This is a genomic window from Mycobacterium sp. IDUB_24 (genome assembly GCF_055419385.1).
Genome location: NZ_JBVAXO010000011.1, coordinates 1 through 17,330 on the forward strand (window position 1 = coordinate 1; position 17,330 = coordinate 17,330).

General features: G+C 66.8%; 16 protein-coding genes. 9 read left to right on the forward strand and 7 right to left on the reverse strand.

Annotated elements, in window-relative coordinates:
- Positions 1-326: MspA family porin (locus ACZYZF_RS28945; protein ID WP_463837527.1), on the reverse strand; the 326-nt coding region annotated here is incomplete at its 3' end.
- Positions 327-950: 624 nt separating this feature from the next.
- Between ACZYZF_RS28945 and ACZYZF_RS28950 the strand changes: the two genes are divergently transcribed.
- Positions 951-1,286: a TFIIB-type zinc ribbon-containing protein gene (locus ACZYZF_RS28950; protein WP_463743703.1), complete on the forward strand. Its 336-nt coding sequence runs from the start codon at positions 951-953 to the stop codon at positions 1,284-1,286.
- Here ACZYZF_RS28950 and ACZYZF_RS28955 read toward each other — a convergent pair.
- Entirely contained in the window at positions 1,244-2,023 is a 780-nt protein-coding gene (locus ACZYZF_RS28955) for a phosphotransferase family protein (RefSeq protein ID WP_463837528.1), read from the reverse strand. The genes ACZYZF_RS28950 and ACZYZF_RS28955 overlap by 43 nt on opposite strands.
- 20 nt (positions 2,024-2,043) lie before the next feature.
- A complete protein-coding gene (locus tag ACZYZF_RS28960) occupies positions 2,044-2,514 on the reverse strand; it encodes a carboxymuconolactone decarboxylase family protein (RefSeq protein WP_463837529.1) in 471 nt (156 codons plus the stop codon).
- 49 nt (positions 2,515-2,563) lie between these two features.
- Between ACZYZF_RS28960 and pdxR the strand changes: the two genes are divergently transcribed.
- The gene (pdxR, locus tag ACZYZF_RS28965; protein WP_463837531.1) at positions 2,564-3,976 is read left to right on the forward strand and encodes a MocR-like pyridoxine biosynthesis transcription factor PdxR; all 1,413 of its coding nucleotides are present in this window, start codon (positions 2,564-2,566) and stop codon (positions 3,974-3,976) included.
- Here pdxR and ACZYZF_RS28970 read toward each other — a convergent pair.
- Positions 3,973-4,599, reverse strand: coding sequence for a trimeric intracellular cation channel family protein (locus ACZYZF_RS28970; RefSeq protein WP_463743699.1), 627 nt, complete (start codon positions 4,597-4,599; stop codon positions 3,973-3,975). The genes pdxR and ACZYZF_RS28970 overlap by 4 nt on opposite strands.
- Before the next feature lie 48 nt (positions 4,600-4,647).
- Between ACZYZF_RS28970 and ACZYZF_RS28975 the strand changes: the two genes are divergently transcribed.
- The 4 genes from ACZYZF_RS28975 (at position 4,648) to katG (ending at position 9,213) form a co-directional block, all read left to right on the forward strand.
- A complete protein-coding gene (locus ACZYZF_RS28975) occupies positions 4,648-5,046 on the forward strand; it encodes a GtrA family protein (RefSeq protein WP_463744175.1) in 399 nt (132 codons plus the stop codon).
- A 37-nt stretch (positions 5,047-5,083) separates the two neighbouring features.
- Positions 5,084-6,466: an FAD-binding oxidoreductase gene (locus tag ACZYZF_RS28980; RefSeq protein ID WP_463837532.1), complete on the forward strand. Its 1,383-nt coding sequence runs from the start codon at positions 5,084-5,086 to the stop codon at positions 6,464-6,466.
- Positions 6,467-6,568: 102 nt separating this feature from the next.
- Positions 6,569-6,973, forward strand: a complete 405-nt coding sequence (locus ACZYZF_RS28985) for a Fur family transcriptional regulator (protein WP_463837589.1) — start codon at positions 6,569-6,571, stop codon at positions 6,971-6,973.
- 32 nt (positions 6,974-7,005) lie between these two features.
- Positions 7,006-9,213, forward strand: coding sequence for a catalase/peroxidase HPI (katG, locus tag ACZYZF_RS28990; protein ID WP_463743697.1), 2,208 nt, complete (start codon positions 7,006-7,008; stop codon positions 9,211-9,213).
- Between the two features lie 60 nt (positions 9,214-9,273).
- On the opposite strand, the gene ACZYZF_RS28995 is transcribed toward katG, so the two are convergent.
- From ACZYZF_RS28995 to ACZYZF_RS29005, 3 genes are read right to left on the reverse strand one after another with little or no spacing between them, the layout of a single operon-like run.
- Entirely contained in the window at positions 9,274-9,906 is a 633-nt protein-coding gene (locus tag ACZYZF_RS28995; protein WP_463743696.1) for a TetR/AcrR family transcriptional regulator, read from the reverse strand.
- Between the two features lie 10 nt (positions 9,907-9,916).
- Positions 9,917-10,132: a hypothetical protein gene (locus ACZYZF_RS29000; protein ID WP_463743695.1), complete on the reverse strand. Its 216-nt coding sequence runs from the start codon at positions 10,130-10,132 to the stop codon at positions 9,917-9,919.
- A gap of 3 nt (positions 10,133-10,135) precedes the next feature.
- Positions 10,136-11,218 carry an oxygenase MpaB family protein gene (locus tag ACZYZF_RS29005; RefSeq protein ID WP_463837534.1) on the reverse strand — a complete coding sequence of 361 codons (1,083 nt, stop codon included), beginning with the start codon at positions 11,216-11,218 and terminating at the stop codon, positions 10,136-10,138.
- Between the two features lie 127 nt (positions 11,219-11,345).
- On the opposite strand from ACZYZF_RS29005, the gene ACZYZF_RS29010 reads away from it, so the two are divergent.
- Genes ACZYZF_RS29010 through ACZYZF_RS29020 form a run of 3 tightly spaced genes read left to right on the forward strand, consistent with a single transcriptional unit; the run spans position 11,346 to position 17,276 of the window.
- A complete protein-coding gene (locus ACZYZF_RS29010; RefSeq protein WP_463743693.1) occupies positions 11,346-12,110 on the forward strand; it encodes a decaprenylphospho-beta-D-erythro-pentofuranosid-2-ulose 2-reductase in 765 nt (254 codons plus the stop codon).
- The gene (locus tag ACZYZF_RS29015) at positions 12,110-14,008 is read left to right on the forward strand and encodes a galactan 5-O-arabinofuranosyltransferase (RefSeq protein ID WP_463837535.1); all 1,899 of its coding nucleotides are present in this window, start codon (positions 12,110-12,112) and stop codon (positions 14,006-14,008) included. The genes ACZYZF_RS29010 and ACZYZF_RS29015 overlap by 1 nt, the downstream gene beginning before the upstream one ends.
- Complete coding sequence (locus ACZYZF_RS29020; protein WP_463837536.1) at positions 13,998-17,276, forward strand: arabinosyltransferase domain-containing protein; 3,279 nt, start codon at positions 13,998-14,000, stop codon at positions 17,274-17,276. Before ACZYZF_RS29015 ends, ACZYZF_RS29020 begins: the two co-directional genes overlap by 11 nt.
- The last annotated feature ends 54 nt before the right edge of the window (positions 17,277-17,330 follow it).

Genomic DNA, 17,330 nt, shown 5'->3' on the forward strand with positions numbered 1-17,330 from the left:
TAGGAGAAGTTGATCCCCACACCCAGCGACCAGGGGAAGCCGATCTGATAACCCAGCTCCAAGGTGCCCTCGAAGTCCTCGGCCCCCGGGCCGGCCACCACATACTTGGCGCGGCCGGAATGGAACCACTCACGGGTCAACCGGTTGCGGTCCAACGGGAACACACCATTGAGGAAGGTGTCCCACTGCTGAACGGTCAGAGTCCGATCCTGACCATCGACCAGGCTCAGTTCATTGTCCAGACCCGCATGAGAAATACCCGTGCTCGTAAACAGCGCCGCGATGGCTGCCACCATGGCGACCAGCACCCGACTGAATGCCTTCATGTTCTCCCTAGCTGTGTCGGTGATCCGATTCGTTCTTCACCAACCAGGGTCCCGACCCCAGAGATACTTGGGCGATCCACTCCCGATTAGGGAGGTCACATCCGGTTCTCATGCGTTGCTCATGATTGGCAGGAGAAAACGTAACCGGGCAACACCGGGGCAGCAACGGCAACGGTTTCCGGCCATCGAGCAGACAAACCTCGGTACAATATTTGCTAGAACCACACCGGATTGCGTCACACCTTCGCTGTCCGTCACCTGTGAGCGCGGGGCGTCCCGGCCGCATGTCACCGGCGCAAGGAGACCGAGGCAAGACATTGCCATGGCGCCCCAACTGCTGTTTCGCCATTTCCACGGAAGGTCTGCCAGTCAATCACGCTGAGCGGAAAGATTGCCGTCACGATCGTCAATATCGCGAACCGGCCCGCCGGCCACTCCGGGTTTGCGCTTGCTGTGTAAACGGCCCGTTACGCGCTACCCAACGCCGGGATTAACTGAACCGCCGAAGATCCTTCGATGGTGCCGCGACCGATATTCCGATTTGTGACCGACATCACACGTGAAGCGGTGGCGGGAGCGCCTTCCTCACAGGCACTCCACAGCGGGATTGGACGTTATGGCGATATGAGCATCCCGCCATATGAGCCCCCGAAGTCTCCTCCGTCGCCTGGCGTCGGCAATACCCTGCTGTGTCCGAAGTGTGCCGGGGTGATGACGACCTATGAGCGCAACGGCATCCACCTGGAGCAATGCGACACGTGCCGCGGCATCTTCCTGGATTTCGGCGAGCTCGAGTCGTTGACCCAAATGGAGAACCGGTTCGTCCAGGCGCCGCCACCGCCGCCGCCGGCGCAACCGGGATACAACCAGGGCTATTCGGACTACGGGCCGGGCTGGGGTCACCGCGGCAACAAGCACTACCGCAAGCAGGGCTTCGGCCGGCTGTTCTTCTCCAGCTGAGGCATCCGCGCACAGGCCGCCGCCAGCAGTTCGTCGTCGGGATCGCCGGCGGCGGACTGGATGACGGCGGCCCGGGCGAACGGTTCCAGCACAGGCCACGGATCCCCGGGCGGCACGGCGGGTCCACCGGCTGCCCGGTAGGCGTCGAGGAACTGGAACCAATCGGCATCGGGAATGAGCCCGGCCGCCCAGAACCCGGCCGGACGCGCCAAATCCCAAGCCGGATCGCCCAATCCGAGGTCATCGACATCGATGAGCTGCCAGCACCCGTCCCGCCGCCCCACCTGGCCCAGGTGAAAGTCGCCGTGCACGAGGGTGCGTGGTCGGTCCGGTGAACCCGGCCGCCACGCATCGACGGGTAGGCCCGCCGCGGCCCGCAACACCACGCGGTGACCGTGGCGCCGCGCCCGGTCGACCGCCCGCCGCAGCCTCGCCGGCCAGCCGTGCGGTGGGAGACCTTCGGTGACCGGTTCGAGGTGCAACGCCGCCAGCAGCCGCCCGATGTCGGCCCATGGCACGCATTCCGGTTGCACCACAAGGGTTTCGACACGCGGCCAACGGGTCAACCAGCGGCCATCCACCGTACCGGGTACTTCTGAAACCGGGCTCACCAGGGCATCGATGCGGCCGGCGGCGTGGAGCCGGACCCGCAGTGCGCGCGGATCGGTGCCCGGCCGGTGCAGCTTGTGCACCACGGCGCCGTGCACCGTGATGTCTGCACCTGACCGGGTCTCCACACCTCCAGTTTCCCGCGAGATCAACGCCGCGGGGCAGGCATCCGCACGGTGACATTGATCCGGTTCCACGCGTTGATGGTGACGGCCATCGCGATCACCTGACCGAGCTCGCGTTCGGTGAACACGGCGGCCGCACGCGCGTACACGGCGTCGGGAACGTGGCCGTTGCCCAGTTCGGTGATGGCCTCGGTTAGGGCCAGCGCGGCCTGCTCACGTTCGGTGAACAGGTCACCCGCCTCCTGCCAGGCTGCGATGAGCGCGAGCCGCTGCTCGGTCTCGCCCAGCTTGCGGGCGTCGTGGGTATGCATGTCGAGGCAGAACGCGCAATGGTTGATCTGCGACGCCCGGATCTTGACGAGCTCGCCGATCGTGGGGTCGACGTCCTTGGCTGCGGCATTCGAGAGCGTCATCATCGCGTCGTAGAGCTCGGGCGAGACCTTGTAGATCTTGAGCCGGTCGATGGCCTTGGCGGGTTCGAGTGTCTGTGTCATGCCGTCAACGCTAGACGGGAAAATACCGCCTAGATGGTTCAATACTGCCATGACTTCGCGGGCCAATTCAGGGAGCCGGGACCTGCATCTCGAGCTGCGCGCGAGCATCGAGCCCGGCAGCCGCACCGCGCGCGAGCAGCTGATCACCGCCCTCCGGGACGGGATTCGCAGCGGCAGACTGAGCACGGACACGCGGCTGCCGCCGTCACGAGTGCTGGCCTCCGATTTGGGGCTGGCCCGCAACACGGTCGCCGAGGCATACGCCGAACTGGTTGCCGAAGGCTGGCTGGCCTCCCGCCAGGGCGCGGGCACCTGGGTCGCGCGCACCACCGGCCCGCGGCCGGTGGTGCGCCCGCGCCGCATCCCTGCCGTCCCACGGCACAACCTGATGCCAGGCTCGCCCGACGTGTCTGAATTTCCGCGGTCGGCCTGGTTGGCGTCGGCCCGCCGGGCCATCACGAACGCGCCGGTCTCCGCACTGCGGATGGGCGATCCACGCGGACCGCTGGCACTGCGCGAGGCTCTCACCGAATATCTCGGCCGGGTGCGTGGAGTGCGGGCCACGCCGGAGTCGATCGTGATCTGCTCCGGGGTTCGCGACGGCGTCGACCTATTGGGCCGGGTGCTGGGCACCCGGCGGCCGATCGCGGTGGAGGCCTACGGGCTGTTCATCTTTCGGGACGCGCTCGCATCTCTGGGCGTACCGACCACACCGATCGGCGTCGACGAACACGGCGCGGTGATCACCGATCTGGACGGGCTGGACACTCCGGCAGTGCTACTGACTCCCGCACATCAGAGCCCGTTCGGGATGGCCCTGCATCCGGCGCGGCGCACCGCGGTCGTCGACTGGGCGCACCGCACCGGCGGATATGCGGTGGACGACGATTACGACGGCGAGTTCCGCTACGACCGCCAGCCGGTCGGCGCCCTGCAGACACTCAACCCTGAACGGGTCGTCTACCTGGGCTCGGCCAGCAAGAGCATGGCCCAGGTGATGCGGGTGGGCTGGATGGTGCTGCCCGACGCATTGATCGATCCGGTGATCGCAGCGGCAGGCGGGGCGCAATACCACGTCGACGCGCTCAGCGCTCTCACCCTGGCCGACTTCATCCACAGCGGCAGCTACGACCGGCACATCCGGCGGATGCGCAACCGCTACCGCCGCCGACGTGACGCGCTGGTCACCGCGCTGGCCGGATTCGGCCTCGGCATCGCCGGCCTGTCGGCTGGGGTGAATATGCTGCTGACCCTGCCCGACGGCGCCGAACCCGAGGTGCTGCGCCGGGCCGGCGAGGCCGGCATCGCGTTGAACGGACTATCGATCATGCGGCACCCGCTGGCCGGACCGGATACCCCGGACCCCGACGGGGTGATCATCGGATTCGGGGCGCCCGCGGACCACGCCTTCGGCCCTGCGGTCGACGCGCTGCACGGCGTGCTGTCAGCCGCGTTGCGTTAGGAATCCTCGCCCACGATCAGGTCCCGCGGACCGGTCGGCAGCCGCCAGCCGAATATCAACCCGGCCAGGCGCAGCGTCGTCGCCAGCACCGTACCCACCGCCAGACCTATCCACTGCGGGCCGAAGTAATCGATGACCGCGTACGTCGTCGCACCCATCAACGCCGGGACGGCGTACAGATCGTCCGGCCGCATCAACATCGGGATCTCCCGGACCAGCACATCGCGGATGATGCCGCCGCCGATCGCGGTGGTCATACCGATCAGCACCGCCGCAAACCAGCTGGCCCCGTGGTCGACGGCGAACGCCGCGCCCGAAGTCGCGAAGAAGCCCATGCCGATCGCATCCAACGGCAGCACGATGTGGTTGAACCGGATGAGGTGCTTGGCTGTGAGGGTGGCCACCGCCGTCGCGGCGACCGCGACCGTGATGTTGGGCCAATGCTGAATAGAGGTAGGTGGGTGGACACCGAGGAAGACGTCACGGATCACCCCACCGCTCACACCGGTCAGTACCCCGAGCGCCGCGATGCCGAACAGGTCGAAGCCCTTACGTATCGCAACCATGGCCCCCGACGACGCGAAGACCGCGATACCGAGATCGTTGAGGACCGTCTGCAACACGAATGAACGGTACGGCCTCGCTAAGCTGCCTAGGTGGCTGAGCCAGTAATGTCGCCGACCCTTGACCTCAAAACCCAGGCTTTCCGGTTCGTCGTGACCGGTGGGCTGTCGGCGATCGTGGACTTCGGCCTGTATGTCCTGCTCTACAAGACCGTCGGATTACAGGTCGACCTGGCCAAGACGATCGGCTTCATCGCCGGAACCACCACGGCCTACCTGATCAATCGGCGCTGGACGTTCCAGGCGCCTCCGAGCACGGCCCGGTTCATCGCGGTATGGGCGCTCTACCTGGTCACATTCGCCGTCCAGGTCGGGCTGAACCACCTCGTGCTCCACCTGGCCGATTACCGGTCGTGGGCAGTGCCGGTGGCCTTCGTGATCGCCCAGGGCACGGCGACGGTGATCAACTTCATCGTGCAGCGTGCAGTGATCTTCAAAATCCACTGAGGTCGGCGCCGACTACTGCCGGGTACGATTCTCTGCGATGTCGACTACTGACTTGCCGACCAATCCCAAGCGCCTGACGGGCTGGGGCCGGACCGCACCGACCGTGGCACAGGTGCTCTCTACCAGCGATCCCGAGGTCATCGTCAAGGCTGTGACGCGGGCCGCCGAGGAGAAGGGCCGCGGTGTGATCGCCCGCGGCCTGGGACGCTCATACGGCGACAACGCGCAGAACGGTGGCGGACTCGTCATCGACATGTCGTCGCTGAACCAGATCCACTCGATCGATGCCGGCACCAAGCTGGTCGACGTGGACGGCGGGGTGAACCTCGACCAGCTGATGCGGGCCGCACTGCCCCACGGGCTGTGGGTACCGGTGCTGCCGGGCACCCGGCAGGTGACCGTCGGCGGCGCCATCGGCTGCGATATCCACGGCAAGAACCACCACAGCGCAGGCAGTTTCGGCAACCACGTCCGCTCGATCGACCTGCTGACCGCGAGCGGCGAGATTCGTCAGCTCACCCCGGACGGTACCGAATCCGAACTGTTCTGGGCGACGGTCGGCGGCAACGGCCTGACCGGCATCGTCTTGCGGGCCACGATCGAAATGACCCCCACGGAGACCGCCTACTTCATCGCCGACGGCGATGTCACGCACAGCCTCGACGAGACCATCGAGTTCCACAGCGACGGCACCGAGGACAACTACACCTATTCATCGGCCTGGTTCGACGCGATCAGCGCACCACCAAAGCTGGGCCGCGCGGTGATCTCCCGCGGTTCCCTGGCAAAACTGGACCAACTGCCCGCGAAACTTCAGCGTGATCCGCTGAAATTCGATGCACCGCAGTACTTCACGGCGCCGGACATCTTCCCCAACGGACTGGGCAACAAGTACATCTTCGGCACCCTCACCGAGGGTTGGTACCGGCTGGGCAAGACCTACCGGGGCAAGGCCCAGAACCTGACGCAGTTCTACCACCCGCTGGACATGATCGGGGAGTGGAACCGGGCCTACGGCTCGGCCGGCTTCGCTCAGTACCAGTTCGTCGTGCCCACCGAGGCCGTCGATGAGTTCAAGCGCATCATGGTCGACATCCAGCGCTCCGGGCACTACTCGTGGCTCAACGTGTTCAAGCTGTTCGGCCCGGGCAACCAGGCGCCGCTGAGCTTCCCCATTCCCGGCTGGAACGTCTGCGTCGACTTCCGGATCAAGCCCGGCCTGAGCGAGTTCCTCACCGAACTCGACCGCCGGGTAATGGAATTCGGCGGGCGGCTCTACACCGCCAAGGACTCGCGGACCACCGCCAAGACGTTCCACGCCATGTACCCGCGCATCGAAGAGTGGCTGGCCGTGCGACGCAAGGTCGACCCGGACGGCCTGTTCGTCTCGGACATGGCGCGCCGGCTGGAGCTCGTCTAGCCCCTCACCGTTCCCCTCGAATTAGCGAGAATTTTATTCTTGACTAATTCCAGAAAAGGGGACAGACTCGGTCCCGTGGCGACAACCGCGGACTTCCAGCAGATGCTGCGAAGCGCCGACATGCGTGTGACCCGCCCGCGAGTGGCGGTGTTGCACGCGGTCCAGGCGCATCCACACGCCGATACCGACACGATCATCCGTGCGGTACGCCTGGAACTGCCCGACGTCTCCCACCAAGCCGTGTACGACTCGTTGCATGCGCTGACCGCATCACAACTGGTCCGCCGCATCCAGCCATCAGGCTCGGTGGCTCGGTACGAATCTCGCGTCGCCGACAACCACCACCACGTCGTGTGCCGATCGTGTGGCGCCATTGCCGACGTGGACTGCGCGGCTGGGTCGGCCCCATGCCTGACCGCGTCTGAAGACCACGGTTTCGAGATCGATGAAGCCGAGGTCATCTACTGGGGCACTTGCCCCGAATGTTCCACTGCCCCAACTAGATAACCCCTAACCACCAGCCCTGGAAAGGATTTGTCATGGCCGACGCCGAAACTCACCCCCCGATTGGTGAGGCACAAACCGAACCCGCAGAAAGCGGGTGTCCCATGCAGATCAAGCCTCCCGTCGAGGGCGGCAGCAACCGCGATTGGTGGCCCAACGCGGTCAACCTGAAGATCCTCCAGAAGAATCCGCCCGCCATCGATCCGAATGACGAGGGCTACGACTACCGCGAGGCCGTCAAGAGTCTCGACGTCGATGCCCTGGCCCGCGATTTCGACGCACTGCTGACCGATTCGCAGGACTGGTGGCCCGCCGACTTCGGCCACTACGGCCCGCTTTTCGTCCGCATGGCGTGGCACGCTGCCGGAACCTACCGGGTCGAGGACGGCCGTGGTGGTGGCGGGCGCGGCATGCAGCGCTTCGCCCCGCTGAACAGCTGGCCCGACAACGTCAGCCTGGACAAGGCCCGTCGTCTGCTGTGGCCGATCAAGAAGAAGTACGGCAAGCAGCTGTCCTGGTCCGACCTGATCGTCTACGCGGGCAACCGCGCCATGGAGCACATGGGCTTCAAGACGGCTGGTTTCGCCTTCGGCCGCCCGGATTACTGGGAGCCCGAGGAGGACATCTACTGGGGCGCCGAGCACGAGTGGCTCGGCTCCCAGGAGCGGTACGCGGGCTCCGGCGGTGACCGCACCAAGCTGGAGAATCCCCTCGGCGCCAGCCACATGGGCCTGATCTACGTCAACCCTGAAGGCCCCGAAGGCAATCCGGATTACCTGGCCGCAGCCATCGACATCCGCGAGACGTTCGGCCGGATGGCGATGAACGACATCGAGACCGCCGCGCTGATCGTCGGTGGACACACCTTCGGAAAGACCCACGGCGCCACCGACATCGAGAACGGCGTGGAGCCCGAGGCTGCACCGCTGGAGCAGATGGGCCTGGGCTGGGCCAACCCCGGCGTCGGCAACGAGACCGTCAGCAGCGGCATCGAGGTGACCTGGACCCACACCCCGACCAAGTGGGACAACTCGTTCCTGGAGATCCTCTACGGCAACGAGTGGGAGCTGTTCAAGAGCCCGCAGGGCGCCAACCAGTGGCGGCCGAAGGACGGCGGCTGGGCCAACTCGGTACCGATGGCACAGGGCAGCGGCAAGACCCACCCGGCAATGCTGACCACCGACCTGTCGATGCGGTATGACCCGATCTACGGCGAGATCACCCGCCGCTGGCTGGATCACCCCGAGGAGCTGGCCGACGAGTACGCCAAGGCCTGGTTCAAGCTGATCCACCGCGACATGGGTCCGGTGGCCCGCTACCTCGGACCGCTGGTGCCCAAGCAGACCTGGCAGTGGCAGGACATCGTTCCGGCCGGTAAGGCACTGAGCGACGCCGATGTCGCCACGCTCAAGGCGGCCATCGCCGATTCGGGCCTGACCGTCCAGCAGCTGGTGGACACCGCGTGGAAGGCGGCGGCCTCGTACCGCTCCAGCGACATGCGTGGCGGTGCCAACGGCGGCCGCATCCGGTTGCAGCCGCAGCTCGGGTGGGAGGTCAACGAGCCCGACGAGCTCGCCCAGGTGATCCGCAAGCTCGAGGAGATCCAAGGCGCGTCCGACACTGGTGTGTCGTTCGCCGACCTGGTGGTCCTCGGCGGCGTGGTCGGTGTCGAAAAGGCAATCAAGGACGCCGGTTTCGACGTCGCGGTGCCGTTCACCTCCGGTCGTGGCGACGCCACCCAGGAGCAGACGGACGTCGACTCGTTCGCCTACCTGGAGCCCAAGGGCGACGGTTTCCGCAACTACGTCGGCAAGGGCGACAGCCTGCCGGCCGAGTACCGGCTGATCGACCGGGCCAACCTGCTGGGCCTTTCGGCCCCCGAGCTGGCCGTGCTGATCGGCGGCCTGCGCGTGATCGGCGCCAACCACGGTGGCTCGGATCTCGGTGTCCTGACGGACAGGAAGGGCCAGCTGACCAACGACTACTTCGTCAACCTGACCGACATGGGCATCAAGTGGGCCCCGTCGCCGGCCGATGACGGCACGTACGTCGGGTCCGACCGGGCCAGCGGAGCGCAGAAGTACAAGGCCAGCCGCGTCGACCTGCTGTTCGGCTCGAACTCGCAGCTGCGTGCGCTTGCCGAGGTCTACGCCGAGGACGATTCCAAGGAGAAGTTCGTCAAGGACTTCGTCGCGGCCTGGAACAAGGTGATGAACGCCGACCGGTTCGATCTGAACGCCTGATCGACTGATCGTCAACTGACACAACACCCCGCGGGCTTGGGCCCGCGGGGTGTTGTTGTCTCACTGGGGCTTTGCCCGCACGGCCCGATAGGCCGCCTTGCCGAAGGTTTCGGCAAGCAAACCTTGATCGTCATCATCGTCCGAGTCGAGCATCTTCCGGACCGCCGCCTCACAGATCGCCAGGAACACCTCGACCAGCATGGGCAGCGTGATGTCGACATCGGCGACCTGCCACCGCTGCAGCAGCGGACGCATCGCCGTGGCGAGCTGGCCACGGATGCGTTCACGGCCGGCCACGATCGCCGCGGTCAGCACCGGGTCGGGGTCGGCGGCGAAGATGATGCGCCAGGATGCGGGCCGCTCGCGCACAGTACTGCGAAGCGCATGAAACCCGTCGACGAACAGTTGCTCGATGGAGCCCGTGCGCTGTGGCGGCAACAGTTCCAGCAGGCTCGACAGCACCACGTCGGTTTCCCGATCCAACAGTGCGGCAAGCACTTCCCCGCGGCCGGGGTAGCAGGCGTAGACCACCGGCCGGGTGACGCCCAGCCGGCGCGCGATGGTCCCCATCGTCACGTCGGCCAGGCCCTGGTGCGCGGCGATGTCCAACGCGATGTCGAGGACTTGCGGCCGGCGCCGGTCCGGGCCGAGATGCTCGGCGCGGCCGCGACCGGCGAGTGCTGCTCCTTTCACTTCGCTTCCCTCATGTCAGGGAGACATTCGCGATGATCAGCACGGGCCACGCAACGATCTCACCCAAGAGGGAGAACAGCCTGTCCGGGCCCGTGAGCGCAGCGATGTGATCGCTGTGGGTGAGCGCCCAGACCATCCCGACAACGAGGTATGGCCCGCCCACCACTATCGCGAGATAGACGAGTTGACGGATGCTCAGCCGGAAATCGAGAAGGCGCGAGATCACGGGTCAGCCGATCCGGCCCAGGATCGGCTGAGATTCCACGATGCCCTCGTCACTCGGTGCGCCACCCTCACCGAACACCCGGACCGCCTGCCGGTCGCGAAGCTCGAAGTGCGCCTGGCTCGGCGCGTCGTAGCCGTAGCGGCGCTGGGCCTCACGCGGCGTCGTGGTGACGGGGTGCTTCGGCGGAACGGACAGCAGGACCCGCGCGCCGATGGGCAGGGTCGCCGGTGAGAGCACGCGCAGCAGGATCAGCTGGAGCCGCGTGCTCATGGCGATCACCGTGAATGCGGCACTCAGCGGCGGTACCACCAACGCGTCGAGAATCCGGGATGTGCTGAGCCCGGCCATCTCTCGCATCCAGCGCGGCATGGTCGCCAGGGTGCCGCGACGCAGGAAAGCGGTGACGACCGTGGTACCCGGGCGCAACAGCAGTGGCATCTTGGGCAACATCACCTCGGCACCCAGCAGGTGATGCATGGCCTGCTGGGCGATGTCCGACCCGATCAACTGGGGCCGCATCTGCTCGAAATACTCCCGGATGCCCTCGCGGGTCAGTGGGACGTCAGAGGGATCGCAGGTCTGAAGTTCGGCGGCGATCGCGCATTCCCGCCAGTACTGCAACTCCTCTTCGGGTGGCAGCGGACCGGGACCGTACTTCTCGTAGGCCACCAGGATGGAATGCCAGGCGGTCAGGTGGATCCACAACTGCGAGCGGGGATCGTTCGCGTCGTAGGTCTTTCCGGTGACGGGGTCGGTGCCGATCGCTTTGGAGTGGATCTTGACCAGGACGTCGGCGGCCTTCGTGGTCGAGCGGCTGTCGTCGAAGGCCACCATCGCGAAGTACCGCAGCGTCCGGTCATATCGAGTGCGCGGGCGCGAGTAGATCTCATGGGTCTTGTCGACCGCCGCGACGAGAGCAGGGTCGAGCTCCTCGATGACGACGGCCCGCTGGAACCCGATGGACAGCGAGGTGGGATAGCTCCACACCTTCCACGTCACCGAATCCGGGCCGAAGAACCCGTAGTCCTCCCCCGGTTCCGTCTCGGGCAACGTCAGCCAGTCACGGATCGTCATGATCTCCCCCATTTCCTACACGATGTAGAAAAAAGCTACGTCGTGTAGGAAATCGCGTCAAGGCCCTGCGCTCGAATTTTCGAAAGAAACCGCACGGTACCCTCGTCACGATGTCCCCCGAGGCTTGGAGCTGCGCTAGATGGTGTTCGACGCCGTAGGTAACCCCCAGACGATTCTGCTGCTCGGCGGCACCTCAGAGATCGGGCTGGCGATCTGTGAGCGCTATCTGCGCGACGCGTCTGCCCGCATCGTGCTGGCCGCCCTGCCCGGCGATCCGGGCCGCGACGACGCCGTGGCCCAGCTGCGCAAGGCCGGCGCCAGTTCAGTAGAGGTCATCGACTTCGATGCGGTCGACACCGCGAGCCACCCCGCCGTGATCGACAAGGCCTTCGCCTCCGGCGATGTGGACGTCGCGATCGTCGCGTTCGGCCTGCTCGGCGACGCCGAGGAGTTGTGGCAGAACCAGCGCAAAGCCGTGCAGATTGCCGAAATCAATTACACCGCAGCGGTTTCCGTCGGTGTCCTGGTCGGCGAGAAGATGCGGGCACAGGGCTACGGCCAGATCATCGCGATGAGCTCGGCCGCCGGCGAGCGGGTCCGCCGGTCCAACTTCGTCTACGGCTCCACGAAGGCCGGCCTCGACGGGTTCTACCTCGGCCTCGGTGAGGCACTACGCGAATACGGCCCGCGGGTACTGGTGATCCGCCCCGGCCAGGTGCGTACCCGGATGAGCGCCCACGTCAAGGAAGCCCCGCTGACCGTCGACAAGGAATACGTCGCCAACCTTGCCGTCACCGCGTCGGCCAAGGGCAAGGAGCTGGTCTGGGCGCCGGGCGCGTTCCGCTACGTGATGATGGTTTTGCGGCACGTCCCGCGGTCCATCTTCCGCAAGCTTCCCATCTGATGCAGGCCGGGCCCCGCACGCCGACGAGCGTGGCCGGTCCGGCCAGGGTGGCCGGACACCTGGTGATCGCCCTGATGCTCGCCTCGGCAGTGGCCGGGGTGTCTATCGCCGCGATCGCCCAGGTCCAATGGCCGGCCTACAACACGTCCAACCAACTGCATGCGCTCACCACGGTGGGCCAGGTCGCTGCACTGGCCGGAATCTTCGCCGCCGGGCTGATCTGGCGCCGGGGCCGGCGCACCCTGGCCCGGCTGGCCGCACTGATCTTCCTGTCAGTGTTCTCGGTGGTCACGCTCGCGATGCCGCTGGGCGCCACCAAGCTGTACCTGTTCGGGGTCTCGGTCGACCAGCAGTTCCGCACCGAATACCTGACCCGGCTCGCCGACACCCCCGGCCTGCACGACATGACCTACTTCGGGCTGCCGCCCTATTACCCGGCCGGTTGGTTCTGGATGGGCGGCCGCATCGCCGCAGCCACCGACACCCCAGCCTGGGAGATGTTCAAGCCCTGGTCCATCGTTTCCGTCACCATTGCCGTCGCACTGGCATTCGTGTTGTGGGCGAACATGATTCGCTTCGAGTACGCGCTGATCGTCACCACCGCCAGCACCGCCGCCATGCTGGCCTACTCCTCGACCGAGCCCTACGCCGCGATCATCACGGTGCTGCTACCGCCGGTGTTCGTGCTGGCCTGGTCCGGTTTGCGAGGTAAGACCAGAAACGGCGGCTGGGCCGCCGTCATCGGCGTCGGGATCTTCCTCGGGTTCACCGCGCTCCTCTACACCCTGCTGTTCCTGTACTGCGCGTTCACGCTGACGATCATGGGGCTGGTGCTCGCGATCGCTCGCCGGACGTTCGAACCACTGCTCAGGGGCGTCGTCATCGCAGTGATCGCGGGCGCGATCGCGTTGTTCACCTGGGCGCCCTACCTGCTGGCCGCACTGCGCGGAACACCGGCCGAGAAGGGCACCGCCCAGCACTACCTGCCCGACGCCGGCGCCCAGCTGACCTTCCCCATGCTGAGTTTCACCCTGCTCGGCGCGCTGTGCATGCTCGGCACACTGTGGCTGGTGGTCCGGGCCCGCACTTCGACCCGGGCCGGTGCGCTTGCCGTCGCCGTGCTCGCCGTCTACGCCTGGTCCTTGTTGTCGATGCTGACCACCCTGGCCGGCACCACGCTGCTGTCCTTCCGGCTACAACCCACGCTGACCGTGCTGCTCACCACCGCCGGGGCATTCGGCTTCATCGAGGTGACGCAGGCCATCGCCCGGCGCTATCAGCAGGACACCGCACGCCGCGTCGTCGCCGCGGCAGCCGCCGTCGGTTCGATCGGCGCCATCACGTTCAGCCAGGACATCCCCGACGTGCTGCGCCCCGACATCAACGTGGCCTACACCGACACCGACGGCACCGGCCAGCGGGCCGACCGCCGGCCCCCCGGGGCCGAGCGCTACTACCGCGAGATCGACGCCAAGATCGCCGAGGTCACCGGCGTGCCGCGCAACCAGACCGTGGTGCTGACGGCCGACTACAGCTTCCTGTCGTATTACCCCTACTACGGGTTCCAGGGACTGACCTCGCACTACGCCAACCCGCTGGCCGAATTCGACAAACGCGCCAAGGCCATCGAGGGCTGGGCCACGATGGACAAGGCCGACCAGTTCGTGAAGGCCCTTGACGAGATGCCCTGGAAAGCGCCCACAGTGTTCCTGATGCGCCACGGCGCGAACGACACATACACGCTGCGCCTGGCCTCCGATGTCTACCCCAACCAGCCCAATGTGCGCCGCTATCACGTGGCGCTCGACGCAGCACTGTTCAAAGATCCACGTTTCGAGGTAACCGACATCGGCCCGTTCGTCCTGGTGATCAGAAAGCCAACTCCCGATGGCCATTAGTTCAGGCGCTGACACGCCGATAGCATCAGAGCCCGTGACGGGACCGCGGGGAACCGCCGGCAGCAACCACCGGACGGTGCGGCTCATCGCGATCGTCGCCGGGTTGCTCGGCGTATTGATGGCGGTGGCGACACCGCTGCTACCGGTCAAACAGACGACTGCCCAGCTGAACTGGCCACAGAACGGCACGTGGCAGAGCATCAACGCGCCGCTGATCGGTTACGTCGCCACCGACCTGACCATCACCGTGCCCTGCCAGGCCGCCGCCGGACTGGCCGGGCCCGAGAATCGCGGCAAGACAGTCCTGCTGTCGACCGTGCCCAAGCAGGCACCCAAGGCCATCGACCGCGGCCTGCTGATCGAGCGGGTCAACGACGACCTGCTGGTCATCGTGCGCAACACCCCCGTGGTCAGCGCGCCACTGGCTGCGGTACTAAGCCCGGCCTGCCAGACCCTGACATTCACCGCCCACGCCGACAAGGTGACCGGGGAATTCGTCGGGCTGACCCAGCGCGATGCCAGTGCCACCGCCGACCACCCCGATGCGCCCCTGCGCGGTGAACGCGGCGGCTACGACTTCCGCCCGCAGATCGTCGGCGTCTTCACCGACCTGTCCGGCCCGGCACCCGAAGGCCTGAAGTTCTCGGCCACCATCGACTCCCGCTACAGCAGTGCCCCGACGCTGCTCAAGCTGCTGGCGATGATCATCGGCGTCGCGATGACCGTCATCGCGCTCACCGCGCTGCATCGTCTCGACACCGCCGACGGCGTCCGGCACCGGCGTTTCCTGCCGCCCCGCTGGTGGTCGATGACGCCGTTGGACGGACTGGTCACCGCCGTCCTGGTGTGGTGGCACTTCGTCGGGGCCAACACCTCTGACGACGGCTACATCCTGACCATGGCCCGGGTGTCCGAACACGCCGGCTACATGGCCAACTACTACCGCTGGTTCGGCACCCCCGAGGCACCATTCGGCTGGTACTACGACCTGCTGGCGCTGTGGGCGCACGTCTCCACCAACAGCGTGTGGATGCGGCTGCCCACCTTGTTGATGGCACTCGCGTGCTGGTGGGTGATCAGCCGGGAAGTGCTGCCGCGTCTCGGCCGAGCGGTCAAGACCAACCGGGCGGCCGCCTGGACCGCCGCGGGCATGTTCCTGGCGTTCTGGCTGCCCCTCAACAACGGGCTGCGTCCCGAACCGATCATCGCCCTCGGCATCCTGCTGACCTGGTGTTCGGTGGAACGTGGGGTGGCCACCAACCGCATGCTGCCGGTGGCCATCGCGATCATCATCGGCGCGCTGACCCTGTTCTCCGGACCCACCGGCATCGCCGCTGTCGGCGCCCTGCTGGTCGCCGTGGGACCGCTGAAAACCATTGTCGCCCGGCACACCTCACGCTTCGGCCATCTGGCGCTGCTGGCCCCGATCCTGGCCGCGTGCACCGTGACCATCATCCTGATCTTCCGCGACCAGACCCTGGCCAGCGAGATCCAGGCCAGCAGCTTCAAATCCGCCGTCGGCCCCAGCCTGGCCTGGTTCGACGAACACATCCGGTACTCACGGTTGTTCACCTCCAGCCCGGACGGCTCGGTGGCGCGGCGCTTCGCGGTGCTGACGCTGCTGGTGGCACTGGCGGTGTCGATCGCGATGACGCTGCGCAAGGGCCGCATCCCCGGTACCGCGGCCGGCCCGAGCCGGCGCATCATCGGCATCACCATCATCTCGTTCCTCGCGATGATGTTCACCCCCACCAAGTGGACCCATCACTTCGGTGTGTTCGCCGGGCTCGCGGGATCCCTGGGCGCCCTGGCCGCTGTCGCGGTGACCGCCGCGGCGATGAAGTCGCGGCGCAACCGGTCGATGTTCGCCGCGCTGGTGCTGTTCGTCGTGGCGCTGTCGTTCGCGACCGTCAACGGCTGGTGGTACGTCTCCAACTTCGGGGTGCCCTGGTCGAACTCCTTCCCGGAGTGGCACTTCGGCTTCACCACGATCCTGCTGGGCTGCTCGGTGCTGGCGCTGCTGGGCGCAGCCTGGTTCCACTTCAGCGGCCGCGACAAATCCCCGGATGCCCCGCAGCGCCGTTGGCAGCGGATCGTGCAATCACCGCTCGCCATCGCCGCCTGGGTACTGGTGATGTTCGAGGTGGTGTCCCTGACCCTGGCGATGACAGACCAGTACCCGGCCTGGTCCGTCGGGCGCTCCAACCTCGAGGCGCTCACCGGTAAAACCTGCGGACTGGCCAGCGACGTGATGGTCGAGGAGAACACGAACGCCGGCCTGCTGGCACCGATCAGCGAGCCACCCGGACAGGCCCTCGGCGCTGTCACCGCCCAGGGATTCGGCCCCAACGGCATCCCGTCGGACGTCTCGGCCGACCCGGTGATGGAACAGCCCGGTGCAGGCAATTTCGCCGACACCGACTCGGGCACCGTGACCGGCAGCGAAGTGGGTACCGAAGGCGGCACGACCGCCGCCGCAGGGGTCAACGGTTCCCGGGCCCGGCTGCCGTACGGGCTCGATCCGGCCACCACTCCGGTGCTGGGCAGCTGGCGCGCCGGCACGCAGCAGCCCGCGATCATGCGCTCGGCCTGGTACCGGTTGCCCGACCGCGACAAGGCCGGACCGCTGCTGGTGGTCTCGGCCGCGGGCCGTTTCGACCCGGGCGAGGTCGTGGTGCAGTGGGCCACCGACGCACAGGCGGTAGAGAACAAGCCCGGCGGCGGCATCGGATTTGCCGACGTGGGCGCCGCACCGGCGTGGCGCAACCTACGCGCCCCGATGGCCGCCATCCCGCGCGAAGCCACGCAGATCCGGCTGGTCGCCTCCGACGACGATCTGGCCCCGCAGCACTGGATCGCGGTGACCCCGCCGCGCATCCCGCAGCTGCGCACGCTGCAGGACGTCGTCGGTTCCCAGGATCCCGTGCTGCTCGACTGGCTGGTGGGCCTGGCGTTCCCGTGCCAGCGGCCGTTCGGCCATCAGTACGGCGTCACCGAGGTGCCCAAGTGGCGGATCTTGCCGGACCGCTTCGGCGCCGAGGCCAACTCGCCGGTGATGGACTACCTGGGCGGCGGCCCGCTGGGCATCTCCGAACTGCTGCTGCGGCCGTCGAGCGTGCCGACGTATCTGAAGGACGACTGGTTCCGGGACTGGGGCTCGCTGCAACGGCTCACACCGTGGTACCCCGACGCCGAACCTGCCCGTCTGGACCTGGGCACCGCGATCCGCGGCGGACTGTGGAGCCCGGCGCCCCTGCGCCACAGCTAGGGCACGAGTACCTGCGGGCGAGGCTGCTTGATTAGAAGTTCGCACACACACTCA

Bases quoted from the DNA above. Each gene is read 5' to 3' on its own strand.
- ACZYZF_RS28950 (WP_463743703.1), top strand. From the start codon at position 951: ATGAGCATCCCGCCATATGAGCCCCCGAAGTCTCCTCCGTCGCCTGGC.
- ACZYZF_RS28960 (WP_463837529.1), bottom strand. From the start codon at position 2,514: ATGACACAGACACTCGAACCCGCCAAGGCCATCGACCGGCTCAAGATC.
- pdxR (WP_463837531.1), top strand. From the start codon at position 2,564: ATGACTTCGCGGGCCAATTCAGGGAGCCGGGACCTGCATCTCGAGCTG.
- ACZYZF_RS28975 (WP_463744175.1), top strand. From the start codon at position 4,648: ATGTCGCCGACCCTTGACCTCAAAACCCAGGCTTTCCGGTTCGTCGTG.
- ACZYZF_RS28980 (WP_463837532.1), top strand. From the start codon at position 5,084: ATGTCGACTACTGACTTGCCGACCAATCCCAAGCGCCTGACGGGCTGG.
- ACZYZF_RS28985 (WP_463837589.1), top strand. From the start codon at position 6,569: ATGCTGCGAAGCGCCGACATGCGTGTGACCCGCCCGCGAGTGGCGGTG.
- katG (WP_463743697.1), top strand. From the start codon at position 7,006: ATGGCCGACGCCGAAACTCACCCCCCGATTGGTGAGGCACAAACCGAA.
- ACZYZF_RS29005 (WP_463837534.1), bottom strand. From the start codon at position 11,218: ATGGGGGAGATCATGACGATCCGTGACTGGCTGACGTTGCCCGAGACG.
- ACZYZF_RS29010 (WP_463743693.1), top strand. From the start codon at position 11,346: ATGGTGTTCGACGCCGTAGGTAACCCCCAGACGATTCTGCTGCTCGGC.
- ACZYZF_RS29015 (WP_463837535.1), top strand. From the start codon at position 12,110: ATGCAGGCCGGGCCCCGCACGCCGACGAGCGTGGCCGGTCCGGCCAGG.
- ACZYZF_RS29020 (WP_463837536.1), top strand. From the start codon at position 13,998: ATGGCCATTAGTTCAGGCGCTGACACGCCGATAGCATCAGAGCCCGTG.